This window comes from Flavihumibacter profundi, from assembly GCF_020076305.1.
Classification (GTDB): Bacteria; Bacteroidota; Bacteroidia; order Chitinophagales; family Chitinophagaceae; genus Flavihumibacter; species Flavihumibacter profundi.
In genome coordinates this window covers 1292697-1305290 of sequence record NZ_JAIQXE010000001.1, presented here as the reverse complement: position 1 = coordinate 1305290, position 12594 = coordinate 1292697, and the positions used below count along the sequence as shown (strand labels likewise).

13 protein-coding genes are annotated in these 12594 nt (G+C 43.8%); 9 read left to right on the top strand and 4 right to left on the bottom strand.

The features are described 5' to 3' along the window. Together LAQ65_RS05600 and LAQ65_RS05595 are read right to left on the bottom strand one after the other, a co-directional pair. Positions 1-1134, bottom strand: coding sequence for a pyridoxal phosphate-dependent aminotransferase (locus tag LAQ65_RS05600; protein WP_224115959.1), 1134 nt, complete (start codon positions 1132-1134; stop codon positions 1-3). A gap of 169 nt (positions 1135-1303) precedes the next feature. Beyond that, the gene (locus LAQ65_RS05595) at positions 1304-1813 is read right to left on the bottom strand and encodes a metallophosphoesterase family protein (protein ID WP_224115958.1); all 510 of its coding nucleotides are present in this window, start codon (positions 1811-1813) and stop codon (positions 1304-1306) included. 56 nt (positions 1814-1869) lie between these two features. Between LAQ65_RS05595 and LAQ65_RS05590 the strand changes: the two genes are divergently transcribed. Further along, a complete protein-coding gene (locus LAQ65_RS05590; RefSeq protein ID WP_224115957.1) occupies positions 1870-3027 on the top strand; it encodes a homogentisate 1,2-dioxygenase in 1158 nt (385 codons plus the stop codon). Positions 3028-3095: 68 nt separating this feature from the next. Here LAQ65_RS05590 and LAQ65_RS05585 read toward each other — a convergent pair whose 3' ends face one another. After that, positions 3096-4658: a SusD/RagB family nutrient-binding outer membrane lipoprotein gene (locus LAQ65_RS05585; RefSeq protein ID WP_224115956.1), complete on the bottom strand. Its 1563-nt coding sequence runs from the start codon at positions 4656-4658 to the stop codon at positions 3096-3098. Between the two features lie 44 nt (positions 4659-4702). Beyond that, the gene (locus LAQ65_RS05580; protein WP_224115955.1) at positions 4703-8083 is read right to left on the bottom strand and encodes a SusC/RagA family TonB-linked outer membrane protein; all 3381 of its coding nucleotides are present in this window, start codon (positions 8081-8083) and stop codon (positions 4703-4705) included. 383 nt (positions 8084-8466) lie between these two features. Between LAQ65_RS05580 and LAQ65_RS05575 the strand changes: the two genes are divergently transcribed. The 8 genes from LAQ65_RS05575 (at position 8467) to LAQ65_RS05540 (ending at position 12537) form a co-directional block, all read left to right on the top strand. Then, a complete protein-coding gene (locus tag LAQ65_RS05575; RefSeq protein WP_224115954.1) occupies positions 8467-8670 on the top strand; it encodes a hypothetical protein in 204 nt (67 codons plus the stop codon). 211 nt (positions 8671-8881) lie between these two features. Continuing rightward, positions 8882-9280 carry a hypothetical protein gene (locus LAQ65_RS05570; protein WP_224115953.1) on the top strand — a complete coding sequence of 133 codons (399 nt, stop codon included), beginning with the start codon at positions 8882-8884 and terminating at the stop codon, positions 9278-9280. A 160-nt stretch (positions 9281-9440) separates the two neighbouring features. Next, positions 9441-9659: a translation initiation factor IF-1 gene (gene infA / locus LAQ65_RS05565; protein ID WP_039128617.1), complete on the top strand. Its 219-nt coding sequence runs from the start codon at positions 9441-9443 to the stop codon at positions 9657-9659. Positions 9660-9668: 9 nt separating this feature from the next. After that, the gene (gene ykgO, locus LAQ65_RS05560) at positions 9669-9785 is read left to right on the top strand and encodes a type B 50S ribosomal protein L36 (RefSeq protein ID WP_214457077.1); all 117 of its coding nucleotides are present in this window, start codon (positions 9669-9671) and stop codon (positions 9783-9785) included. Positions 9786-9836: 51 nt separating this feature from the next. Continuing rightward, a complete protein-coding gene (gene rpsM, locus LAQ65_RS05555; protein ID WP_224115952.1) occupies positions 9837-10217 on the top strand; it encodes a 30S ribosomal protein S13 in 381 nt (126 codons plus the stop codon). A gap of 109 nt (positions 10218-10326) precedes the next feature. Next, positions 10327-10743, top strand: coding sequence for a 30S ribosomal protein S11 (gene rpsK / locus LAQ65_RS05550; RefSeq protein WP_224115951.1), 417 nt, complete (start codon positions 10327-10329; stop codon positions 10741-10743). Between the two features lie 133 nt (positions 10744-10876). Then, a complete protein-coding gene (gene rpsD, locus LAQ65_RS05545) occupies positions 10877-11482 on the top strand; it encodes a 30S ribosomal protein S4 (protein ID WP_224115950.1) in 606 nt (201 codons plus the stop codon). A gap of 56 nt (positions 11483-11538) precedes the next feature. Continuing rightward, on the top strand, positions 11539-12537 hold the full coding sequence (locus LAQ65_RS05540; RefSeq protein ID WP_224115949.1) for a DNA-directed RNA polymerase subunit alpha: 999 nt from the start codon (positions 11539-11541) through the stop codon (positions 12535-12537). Positions 12538-12594: the final 57 nt, after the last annotated feature.

The following is a 12594-nucleotide window of genomic DNA, read 5'->3' as shown; positions in this document are numbered from 1 at the left end:
TTATGCTTTTACTGTCCGCATGATTTTTATGAAACTTTGCATTTCATCCATTGTGCCTACACTTACCCGGCACCATTTTCCATCGGGTAATTCACTGGACCTTAAGATGACATCCTTTTCCAGCATGTCTTTGGCAAAGTCACCGGAGTAATTCTTCAGCGGGAAAAATATAAAATTAGTATAAGAGGGTATTGGCTTGAATCCCAGTTCCTGTAAGGATTTTATGGTGAATTCACGCGCCGCTGCATTTTTCTGTTTGCAGCTGGCGCGATGTTCCGGGTCCTTTAAGCTGGCCAATGCGGCGTTCAATGACAATGCGCCTACGCAAAAATTACTGTTGCCAAAATAATTGGCCGACAATGATTTTATAGTATCGGGGTGGGCGATGATAAATCCAACCCTTAGTCCGGCCATCGCATGGATCTTGGAAAAGGTCCGCACAACAATTACATTCTTGTTGCCTTTCAACACCAGGCTGATCATTGATTCGTTATCGGGTGCGTCAAGGAAATCAATGTACGCTTCATCAATGGTTATTGCCGCATGCTTACTGGCTTCCTCGCAAAAGGATTTTAATGCGGCGGGTTTTACAATGGTACTTGTCGGATTAGCCGGGTTACAAACATAAACGTGGGTGGTATTGTCATCAATGGCCTGGAGCATGGCACCCAGGTCATGTACTTTATTCGCATCAAGAGGTATTTCCTTAACTGATACACCAATTTTTTTGGCGGTATTGGGCAAAATGGCAAAAGTAGGGTAGGCGCTGACCAGGTTGCCTTTACTGTAGTGCCGGGCCAGCAAATTCAATGCTTCACCTGAACCGGCGGTGATGAGCAGGTGTTCTTGCGTAACCCCATATTCAGCTGCAAGCTCCTTCTTAAAAGATTGCACTGCCGGAACATTATAAGCATAGCGGTTTGCTGTATTGATAAGGTCTGCAATTGCTTTTTTAGCACCCGGCGCCAGTCCATATGGATTTTCATTGGACCCCAGGTTCAATAAGCGGGTTTCACTGCCCAATTCCCTTGGCAGGTAATCTTCACCGCCCAGCGAGCTTGCGGAAAAGGAAAGACCCAGGGCCGCAAGGGCAGTTTGCTTAAGCCAGAGGCGGCGATGCAGTTGGTTCGGCATGGTTGGAGGTTTGTACAGGAAGTTACTGAATTTTGGTGAGCAGTAAGCGGTAAGCGGTAAGCGGTAAGCGGTAAACGGTAGATTCGAAATTGCACTGCAGATCTTTAAAAATACTGGTATTCAGGATTCATGATTCACCGCTTACGATTTACCGCTTACTGCTTACCGCTTACTGCTCACCCCTTCCCCCCAGCTCCACCACTTCACAGTCCTTCATTTCTGTACCATCAATAACAAAACGGATCAGGGTGCGCACCTTATGCCAGCCCTGTTTGCCGGCAGCACCCGGATTCATATGCAGGCACTGCAAGGCCGGATCAAACTGGACCTTCAGGATATGGGAATGCCCCGAAATAAAGAGGCCGGCTTTTTCAGTCACCAGCCTGGCCCTGACCCCTGGTGCATATCGACCGGGGTAGCCGCCGATATGTTTTATGAAAACCTTCACCTGTTCACAGGTGAAAACAAGTTCTTCGGGATAAACACTGCGCACATCATAACCGTCAATATTGCCATAAACGCCCTTGATTTTGTGCCCCGTTCTTTCTTCCAGCTGGTGGGCAATGGCGATAGTGCCAAAATCACCGGCATGCCAGATTTCATCACAATGCCCCAGGTGCCTGAAGATATTTTCATCAAGCCAGCCATGTGTATCTGATAACAAGCCAATTTTGGTCATATCTGTTTTTCAGTTTGGCAAAATAGGATTTTGTACTTTCATGTAACGATTATTTTATGCCACATTACCATAGCCTGGGCAGTATTCCGCATAAACGGCATACCCAGTTTCGCAAACCCGATGGTTCACTTTATTCGGAACAATTGTTCAGTACTGAAGGTTTCTCCAACGATTATTCCCTTTTGTATCATTGCCACCCGCCCACTGAAATTATTGCAACAGATCCGGCCATTGATGTATTGCCGGTAGTGGCAGAAGAAAAAATGCTGCAGCACAGGTGTTTCGAAGGTTTCAATATCGGGCCGGAAGCGGATTTCCTGCAAAGCCGGAAACCGGTTCTTGTGAACAGTGATTGCCATATAGTACTTGCCGCACCGCAACAAAGCATGGCCAGCTATTTCTACAAAAATGCCGATGCCGATGAAATGATTTTCGTTCACGAAGGCAGCGGGGTATTGAATACCATGTATGGATCCCTGCATTTCGCATATGGCGATTACCTGGTTATTCCGCGGGGCACAATTTACCAGCTTCATTTTGATAACCCCAATAACCGGCTCTTTATTGTTGAATCGTTTAGTCCCATCCGTTATCCCAAACGTTACCAGAGCAAATACGGTCAATTACTGGAACACTCCCCGTTTTGCGAACGCGATATCCGGGCACCGGAACAATTGCAGACTATTGACAAGACTGGCGATTTTATCATCAAAACAAAAAAGCAGGGCCGCTTATACGGGTTACATTACGGTCACCATCCATTTGATGTAATAGGGTGGGATGGATGCTGTTATCCCTTTGCCTTCAGTATCCATGATTTTGAGCCCATTACCGGCAGGATACACCAGCCACCGCCGGTGCACCAGACATTCGAGGCTAATAATTTCGTGGTTTGTTCATTCGTGCCACGGTTGTATGATTACCATCCCGAAGCTATTCCGGCTCCTTATAACCACAGTAATATCGATAGTGATGAACTGTTGTATTATGTAGATGGTGATTTCATGAGCCGCAAAAATGTGACCCGGGGCATGATTACCCTTCACCCGGCAGGGATACCACATGGGCCACACCCAGGTGCTGTGCAAAAAAGTATTGGAAAAAAGGAGACCGGCGAATTGGCGGTTATGGTTGATACTTTTCATCCGCTTCAATTAACCAAAGAAGCCCTCGGTATTGAAAATAAGGGCTATACGATGAGTTGGGCCGAATAATTAATCCCACAAAAAAGAGCCCCATTAGGGGCTCTCTTTTTTTATGAGGTCAATGTGATCGGATTTAATTAATCTTTAATCAGCCACATTTTTGAATGGATGTCATCAGCTCCACTATACTGGCTCGTAAGAGCAGCATTAAGGTTATCGGCATTGGCAGTTGACTCATTACCCGGATACTGGAAACGCATGGGTATTACACCACCATTTCCTGATCCTGATCCTACATCAAATGTAGGAACACCGGTTCTGCGCCATTGTAAATAACCCTGCAGTCCTGAGTTCCGGGCATAGCCCAGGTATTTCTGCAGTAAGATCTGGTTTAAACCATCTCCATTATCGCCTTTGTATTGAACCAAAGACTGGTTCAGGTAATCGTCAAAACTGAAAGGAATGGTATAAGTTACATCCGCGCTGCCATCATTGTTGCGGAATACAACCTGGTTGTCACCATTGTTAATACCATAAAAACGGAACATAGCTTTTATGCCTTCTTCATAATAAGCTTTGGCATCTCCGGTTATCCATTTCCGGTTGATAGCTTCTGCAATGCAAAAGTTTACTTCTCCGTAGCTTAATATAAGGGTTGGTTCAGCAGTATACCCTTTATAATAATGGTTGTAATTATACAGGGAAATTTTCTTATTACCAGACTGTGTAGCCAGTGAACTCATATCATCGCCCGATTTTCCACCTGCGAAAGACCTGAAATCAGTATCTGGGTATCCAAGTCCGCGAGCTGGCTCTGCGAATATCATTGCACGCAGGTCATGTAACGCGCTTAAGTTATCCAGGAGCGTAGCAGCAAGGTTCAGACGGCCGGCATTGTTACCATAGTTGTCCTTATTATCCGGATAATAATTGTACGTGCTGTTGTAAGTATACTGCAGGTTATCCAGGTTGCTGGTGAAAATCGGGTACTGGGTTGGGTTACTTACAATTTTTGCAAATTCTGATTTTACATTCAGGTCTGCATCATCTGCATGGTGGCTCAGTTCAATGAGTACACGCAGTTTATAACTGTTAACAACTTTCTGCCAATGCTTCAGCTGATCCAGGCTGCTACCGGAATAGTAGATATCACCGGAAAATTCCAGGTAACCATTGCTGATAAAGTCAGCTAACATGGTATTAGCCGTATCCAGCCAAAGTAAGGATTGCTTGAAAACATCTTTCTGGGAATCATATTTCGGGGCAGGATTTTCAATGCCCTGCAAAGCTTCATTCATTGGAACGTCGCCAACTTTCTGCGACATATCCACGAAGAAGAAAGAACGGAAAAGTAATCCCAGTGCATGGTATGGGTTATTGTCTGAACCTGCCAGGCGGTTAGCTTCCTTTTCCATGGCGAGCACATTTCTAAGTACACCATAGTTAAGGCCGGCACTGCCGCTCCAGTATTGGTTTAAACCATAGTAGGTGTAATTCGACACAATAAACTGGCTGTACTTATCATAGTCACCACCCGGGAAAACAATCATACTGTTTAAAACGGCGGGCAGAATACGGTTTGGTGGCACCTGCGTTGGCAGGTTATTATTTTTGGAGTTATCCTCAAACTGTTTCGAACAGCCGGTACCTAATACAATGGCTGTAAGAGAAAGTATGATCAGGAATTTATTTGCTTTCATATAAGATTTCTTTATTTATTATAGTTACTTAAACGCTAAACAGGTTAGAAAACAATGTTTACGTTAAAACCATAACTTCTGGTAGTTGGTGTTTGCAAGTCATATTCCCTGCTGAAACCTCCAAATATGTTACGTCCGGGATACTGGTCAACATCCATGTCCTTGAAGGCACTTGGGAAGAAATACAATAAGTTCCTGCCTACGAGGGAAACAGTGACATTAGAAATGGATGTTTTGTTAAGATACTTGCCAGGTAATGTATAAGTGAACACCAGTTCGCGAAGCTTTGCATAAGTTTTACTTACCATAGTATGCTGCGGATCATTATAGAAACTGCTTACATAATCCTGGATCCATCCGGTTGCAGTTTTATTAGGTGTAAAACTCAGGTCTTTCAAATTGGTAATAACACCAGTTGCCGGATCATACTCAATATTGCTTGATCCCCCCACTACCTGTACACCATCACCACCGAGGATGGGGGTGCCATCAGCACGCACAGCGCCTGCATAACCTGCATCACCCCAATGTTGTGACTCATACAAACGGGCTTCACCGATTACACCTTCAACAGTATTTGCGCCACGGCCACCTTCTGTAAGTTTGCGCAGAACGCGGTCCTGGATTCTTCCACCCACCATACCGTCAAACTGGAAGGATAAAGCAAATGACTTATACGTGAATTTGTTGTGAATTGCCCATGACCAATCCGGGTCTGCATGTCCCAGGTATTGTGCCTTCGGCAAATAGATCGGGTATCCGCTTTCATCATGGATTACTTTACCATCTGCAGTTAAAGCTTCATAACTGCCCCACAACTGGTCTACCCTGTCTCCGATTTTGTAAGGATGTCCCGGGTTATTATTGTTATACTGTTCAGTGGCACCGCCAGCGAAGCCAGCATATACTTCCTTATAAGATGCCAGGTTCAGCATCACATCCCAGCGGAATCCACTGGCTGCCTGGACAGGGTTGCCGGTAATAGAAATTTCCCCACCGGTTCTTTTGGTTTTACCACCATTGGTTAAGAAGTAGTCCAATCCACTGGTTTCAGAAATGTACTGGTTAGAAATGTTCGGGCCATCCTCATATACGAAATACGTGGCGGCTAATCCCAAACGGTTCTTCAGGAAACGAATATCAAATCCTGCTTCATAATTGCTCCGGGAAGAAGGTTTGATATTAGGATCTATGGTGTAATTGCGTGCATTGGCTTCCGTTTGGTTATTATACCCCTGGTAGGTATTATAAGGGATTGGGGTGATGGTCTGATAAGTAGGTCCATCATATGGTGTAAAATAATTATTACCATATCCGATAGGACTGTTAGTACCGAGGCTCTGGAAAGCTGTTCCTACATAAGGGCTGGTACCACCACCTTTCACGTTGGCGTAGCTACCCCTTACTTTGAGGAATGATATAAAATCAGGCAGTTTCACATAATCAGATATTGCCGAACTCAGGGAAACTGATGGATAAAAGCCTGTATTGTGTGCAGGATCAAGTGCTGAAGTCTTATCCACACGACCGGTTGTTGAAACCGTAAAGTACTTTTTGTAAGTAAGGTCAACTGAGTAATAAGCACTTAACATCAGCAGGTTTGAACCATAGGAATAAGACCTGGTGGGTTTAAGCGAATTGGAGAAAGCATATACTTCCGGGATGATCAACTGGTCTGTGCTCACATAACTTGAATTATACTTCATGTTCCTGGCAGTTCCACCTACGAATGCATTCAGGGAAAAACCTGAATTGGCCAGGTTTTCATTGCTGTACTTTGCAATGAAGTCTGTATTGTTTTCCCAAAGGTCCCGACGGTCTTCGCGATAGTTACCTTTGCCATGTTCATCACCATAAGGCTTGGCTGACCAGGGGAGCTTTTCAGTGCGGGTCAAATTATAGGTAGTGACATTTGAACGTAACATCACATCAAAATTCTTATTAAACCGGTAAGTAAAAGCTGCCCAGCTATACAGGTCATTCTTGTAATGCCCCCTGAGCCACTCATAGCTGCTGAAATAAGGGTTGGTATAACGCTTGTACTCCACAAAATTAGATTGGATACCTTCCTTACCCGGCTGCCAGTAATTGACAATATTCGGGTCCTTTACATTCCAGTCTGCACCTGTCCATATATCAATGCTGTAAATCATACTGTTTGGACCATAAACGGCGTCAGGTATATTTGGGGTCATCTGCCTGTTGTAGTTCATGCTACCTTCTACCTTGAATTTATCAGTGATATCGTAGCTGCCCAACATGTTAAAATTCACTGCATCCAGTTTGGTATTAGGGGTAATACCGGTTTGGTGTGTATTTGATACTGACATGCGCAGGCTGGCGCGGTCAGAAGCAGTAGAGAAGTTAATGTTGTTGGTGTTTAGTATACCTGTTTGTAAAAAGTTATCCAGGTTGTTTTTTCCACGGGATACCCATGGTGTAGGCTCAATATTTCCGTAAAATTTGTCGCCGTTTAAAAAGGTCGTTGTATAAGTTTTGTTTGGGTCATATTTACCATCGTACTGGGGTAACAACAAACCTGCATCCAGGCGGGGTCCCCATACATCATAGTCCTTATCGTTAACTCCGGAGCCGGTACCATTACTTAGGTAATCGCCAAAAGCATATTTCTGGTTATCACCACCACCATATTCATTCTGCACTTTGGGGTTGGCAATAAATCCTTTGTTAAACTGGGTACTGCTGTTTACTTCAACAGTAAAACCTTTTTTGTTCTTTTTAGCTCTTTTTGTTGTAATGAGGATGGCACCATTGATACCCCTGTTTCCATAAATGGCAGCGGCAGTTGGTCCTTTCAGAACAGTGTATGTTTCGATATCATCCGGACTAAGGTTCCAGGTATCGGAGTTGATGGGGATACCATCAACTACATAGAAATTGAGGGGTGAACCGCGCAGCAAAACTGTTGGTGAAGCCAGCAGTTCCTGGTTGATACCCACGTTCAGGCCGGCTACTTTACCTACCAGGCCGTTTACAGGGTTCGACTCACGGGCTTTTAATAAGTCATTGCCCTTAACCTCCTGTACTGAATAACCCAGTCTTTTAGATTCTTTCTTGATACCCAGGGCTGTTACCACTACTTCACTTACCTGGCCTTCTTCTTTAGCCATGTTAATTGAAAGGGTAGTATTGTCGCCCAGTTTTACCTCTTGTTTGGCATAACCAATAAAAGAGAAAACAAGGACTTCGCCCTTTTTTGCAGAAATGGAAAAATTACCATTCGCATCTGTACTGGTACCTCTGCTGGTACCCTTGATAATTACTGATCCCCCGGCCATCGGCTGGCCTGTTTCATCAGTAACTCTTCCCTTGATTTCAGCTTGTGCAAGCGCCACATTAAATCCCAAAAGTATGGCCAGCATACTTAATGAGACTGCTTGAACAAATCGATGAAATTGTTTCATTAGTGTGAGTTTTGGTTTATTAAAAAAATCATCAGTTAGTTGCCTGATCTGTGTTTGGTTAATACATCAGATCGTTTAATCATTCATTTTGATAAGGACACTTATTATGAACGATTTTTGAATTTAGTATATTAAATAATTGTTAAGGCTTTTTTTGTAAGAAATTTTAAAATAATTTATAAATACTAAACAAATCACCTTCAGGAGACCTCTATTTTTTATTATTTATATACATATCAATCGATTGCGTAATAAGTCCCTGTAAAAAAGACCTTCCGGTTTTGGTTTAAGGCTCAATATTTTTTCAGGGGTACCCTTGAATTGTGGCGCAATATTACCTGTGCATTGTGAACTTATTGCATACAGTTCGTTAACAAATTATTATGAAGAAGGGAATGCTGAAGGGATATTTCCAGGATTTATTTATTAACCTGTATGGCTGTTTCAGGACCATCCGGACTATGTCCCAACCATGTCCCAACCATGTGCCATCCATGTGCCATCCATGTGCCATCCATGTGCCAACCATGCTAAAACAGGCCATTTTACGCAGGATGGCACATGGTTGGCACATGGTTTACACATGAATCAGGGTTAAAAAACCCATATCCGAGCAATATGAAAAATCGATATAATCTGATTATCAATACTTTAGCGTAAATAATCCGGTTTACCCCTGCCAATATTGATACATCCTATCAGTAATCTTTTTACCGCTCACCGCTCACCGCTCACCGTTTACCGTTCACCGCTTACTATTCACCATTTCTTCCTATATTAGGTGAAACTTTTTGCCATATGATCAAATTCAACGAATTGAAGCCGGGCGATTATGTATATGCCCAATATGAAGGAGAACTGTGGGAGGGAATTGTAAACGAATTAAATGCCGAGGATAAGGAAGTTTGCGTGCAGACTGAAGTGCAGGACTTCTGGTTCAAGCCCGAAGACCTGAAACCGATACCCCTTAGTGAAGACCAGTTGGTTAAGCTGAATTTTGAAAAGGAGGTGATGGGCCAGGGCGGCGTTAAATATAAAAAAGGCCCATTCCGGATTCAATTGCCGTCAGAAGGGGCATTTGATGATTTCGAGATATGGTACCGGGAAGACCGACGCCACATTAAGCATCCAATTAATGTTCATGAATTGCAGAATCATTATTATGCAATGACCAAGGTGGAACTGGGTAGAAATTAGCCTGCCAATCGGGCTGGCAACGTGACTGATTGCCCTGAAAGCCCTGATTTAAGTTATATTTGATAACTAATTGCTACATTTTCATTAGAAAAAAGGGAAAATCTGCCCTTTTTTTCTGATTTGTAGTAAATAATCCTATCTTTGCGCTCCCAAAATCTGTATGGCAAAACAAGCACTCATTAAACAGGATGGAATTATTGTTGAAGCACTTTCGAACGCAATGTTCAAAGTTAAGCTGCAAAATGACCACGAAATACTGGCCACCATTTCAGGAAAAATGAGGATGCACTACATCAGGATCCTGCCTGGCGACAAGGTAGGGGTTGAGATGAGTCCATATGATTTGACAAGGGGTAGGATTATTTTCAGATATAAATAATATAGCATCATGAAAGTTCGTGCATCGATCAAAAAACGCAGCGTTGATTGCAAGATCGTGAGAAGAAAAGGCAAGCTGTACGTGATTAACAAAAAAAATCCACGTTACAAGCAGAGACAAGGGTAATCCTTGCTTGTCCTGAATCAGTCATTAGTAAATTGAAAATAGAATCAGATTATGGCTCGTATTGCCGGTGTTGATTTACCAAAAAACAAAAGAGGGGAAATAGGCCTGACCTACATCTTCGGTATTGGCCGTTCTACTGCCCAGTACATTCTTAGCAAATCAAATATCAGTTTTGAGAAGAAAGTAAATGAGTGGAACGATGATGAATTGGCCGCTATCCGTAACACCATAAACGATGAGTTTAAGGTGGAAGGTCAGCTTCGCTCTGAGGTACAGATGAGCATCAAGCGTTTGCTTGATATCGCCTGCTACCGTGGTTTGCGTCACCGTAAAGGGTTGCCTGTTCGTGGTCAGCGTACCAAAACGAACAGCCGTACCCGTAAAGGAAAGCGCAAGACTGTTGCTGGTAAGAAAAAGGCTCCTAAGAAATAAGACATAGTGCCGCTACCGGATCCAAACTTAGGAGGGGGAGGAGCGTCACAATCCTGCTGCATGTGTAACAGGAATAATTAGTAAAGAAAAGATTACCTCATTATCTGTCATGGCAAAACAACAACAAAGTGCTAAGGCTGGTGGAGCGAAAGCTGCCGCCAAAAAGAGAATCGTTAAAGTAGACCATTATGGCGATGCCCATATCTCTGCTACTTTTAACAACATCATCATCAGCTTGACCAATAAAAATGGTCAGGTTATTTCCTGGTCTTCTGCCGGTAAAATGGGTTTTAAGGGTTCTAAAAAGAACACTCCATATGCCGCCCAGATGGCTGCATCAGACGCTGCTAAAACCGCACTGGATGCTGGTTTGAAAAGAGTAGACGTTTTTGTAAAAGGACCTGGTTCTGGTCGTGAAGGTGCTATCCGCTCCCTATCACAATCCGGTATCGAAGTGGTGATGATCAAAGACGTTACACCGTTACCGCATAACGGTTGCCGTCCGCCGAAAAAACGCCGCGTATAATTCTTTTTGATATACCAAAACCCAAGGCCAAAAACCGGCTTTGGGTTTTGGATTTCTATTTTTAAACACTGGGTGCACAATTTATTTTACGATTTTTACCGATTGTGCGCCGTAACTAAAAAATCAAGTTGATATGGCACGTTACACTGGTCCAAAGACCAAAATTTCAAGAATCTTCGGTGAGCCCATCCTGGGAAATGGTAAGTGGCTGAACAAAAACAGCAACCCTCCCGGACAGCATGGTGCTGCCCGCAAGCGCAAGAGCCTGGGTGAATACGCCCTGCAGCTCCGTGAAAAGCAAAAAGCCAAATACACTTATGGTGTATTAGAGCGCCAGTTCCGCAGGACATTTGAAGAAGCCGCACGTCGTAAAGGCGTTACCGGTGAGAACCTGATCAAACTGCTGGAAGCCCGCCTGGATAACACTATTTATCGTATGGGAATTGCCCCTTCTCGTCCGGCTGCACGCCAGCTGGTGAGCCATAAGCATATCATGGTGAATGGCGATGTAGTGAATGTTCCATCTTACCAGTTGAAAGCAGGTGATATCATTACATTTAAACCAACTGCTACAGAGAAAACAGGTTTGACCAGCGCAGTGCGTGGAAAAAACCCTAAGTTTAACTGGATCGATTGGAATGAAACCACCATGACCGGTACATTCATCGCGTACCCTGAAAGGGAAAGTGTTCCTGAGAATATCAAGGAGCAACTGATCGTCGAACTGTACTCTAAGTAATAGTGGATAATCATTAACCAATTTCGGAACTTACAAAACGTAAATCGTACATACAAATGGCCATTTTAAACTTTCAGAAACCCGACAAAATCGTATTGCAAAAAGCAAATGATTTTGAAGCACAATTTGAATTTCGTCCATTGGAACCTGGTTACGGTGTAACCATTGGTAATGCACTCCGCAGGGTATTGCTGAGTTCATTGGAAGGATTCGCTATCGTGGGTATCAGGATTGAAGGGGCTGACCATGAATTTGCCACCATTAAGGGCGTTACAGAAGATTTAACTGATATCATCCTTAACCTGAAGCAGGTTCGTTTCAAAAAAACTATTGATACAGAAGTTACCAATGAGAAGATCGTTCTGCATATTAAAGGCAAGAGCGAGTTCACTGCCGGTATGATCCAGGAAGGCACCCAAAGCTTCCAGATCATGAACCCCGGGCAGCTGATCTGCACCATGGATCCTTCTGCAAAGCTGGAAATTGAACTGACCATTGGCAAAGGCCGCGGTTATGTTCCGGCTGAAGACAATAAACTGAAAGATGCCCCGCTGGGCTTTATTCCTATCGATTCTATCTATACGCCCATTAAAAATGTGAAGTATAGCATTGAAAATACACGTGTGGAGCAAAGGACAGATTTCGAAAAACTGATCATGGACGTGGCAACCGATGGTACTATCCATCCGGAAGAAGCTGTTAAACAGGCTTCCCGTATCCTGATCCAGCACCTGATGATCATCACTGATGAGAACATCACTTTCGATAATAAGGAAGAAAAGAAAGAAGACCTGGTAGACGAACAAACCCTGCAGCTGCGTAAAGTGCTGAAGACCCCACTGGAAGACCTGGATCTTTCTGTGCGTGCCTTTAACTGCCTTAAAGCTGCCAAGATCAACTCACTCAGCGAACTGGTTCAGTACGAGCAGGAAGACCTGATGAAGTTCCGCAACTTCGGTCAGAAATCCCTTGCTGAAATTGAGCAGGTATTGCACGAGCGTGGTCTGAGCTTCGGCATGGACCTCGCGAAAATGGGTATTGATAAGGAAGATTAATACGGGTAAACAGTGAACGGTGAACGGTGAACGGAAGTCAACCGTTCACCGTTTACC

Bases quoted from the DNA above. Each gene is read 5' to 3' on its own strand.
- LAQ65_RS05600 (WP_224115959.1), bottom strand. From the start codon at position 1,134: ATGCCGAACCAACTGCATCGCCGCCTCTGGCTTAAGCAAACTGCCCTT.
- LAQ65_RS05595 (WP_224115958.1), bottom strand. From the start codon at position 1,813: ATGACCAAAATTGGCTTGTTATCAGATACACATGGCTGGCTTGATGAA.
- LAQ65_RS05590 (WP_224115957.1), top strand. From the start codon at position 1,870: ATGCCACATTACCATAGCCTGGGCAGTATTCCGCATAAACGGCATACC.
- LAQ65_RS05585 (WP_224115956.1), bottom strand. From the start codon at position 4,658: ATGAAAGCAAATAAATTCCTGATCATACTTTCTCTTACAGCCATTGTA.
- LAQ65_RS05580 (WP_224115955.1), bottom strand. From the start codon at position 8,083: ATGAAACAATTTCATCGATTTGTTCAAGCAGTCTCATTAAGTATGCTG.
- LAQ65_RS05575 (WP_224115954.1), top strand. From the start codon at position 8,467: ATGAAGAAGGGAATGCTGAAGGGATATTTCCAGGATTTATTTATTAAC.
- LAQ65_RS05570 (WP_224115953.1), top strand. From the start codon at position 8,882: ATGATCAAATTCAACGAATTGAAGCCGGGCGATTATGTATATGCCCAA.
- infA (WP_039128617.1), top strand. From the start codon at position 9,441: ATGGCAAAACAAGCACTCATTAAACAGGATGGAATTATTGTTGAAGCA.
- ykgO (WP_214457077.1), top strand. From the start codon at position 9,669: ATGAAAGTTCGTGCATCGATCAAAAAACGCAGCGTTGATTGCAAGATC.
- rpsM (WP_224115952.1), top strand. From the start codon at position 9,837: ATGGCTCGTATTGCCGGTGTTGATTTACCAAAAAACAAAAGAGGGGAA.
- rpsK (WP_224115951.1), top strand. From the start codon at position 10,327: ATGGCAAAACAACAACAAAGTGCTAAGGCTGGTGGAGCGAAAGCTGCC.
- rpsD (WP_224115950.1), top strand. From the start codon at position 10,877: ATGGCACGTTACACTGGTCCAAAGACCAAAATTTCAAGAATCTTCGGT.
- LAQ65_RS05540 (WP_224115949.1), top strand. From the start codon at position 11,539: ATGGCCATTTTAAACTTTCAGAAACCCGACAAAATCGTATTGCAAAAA.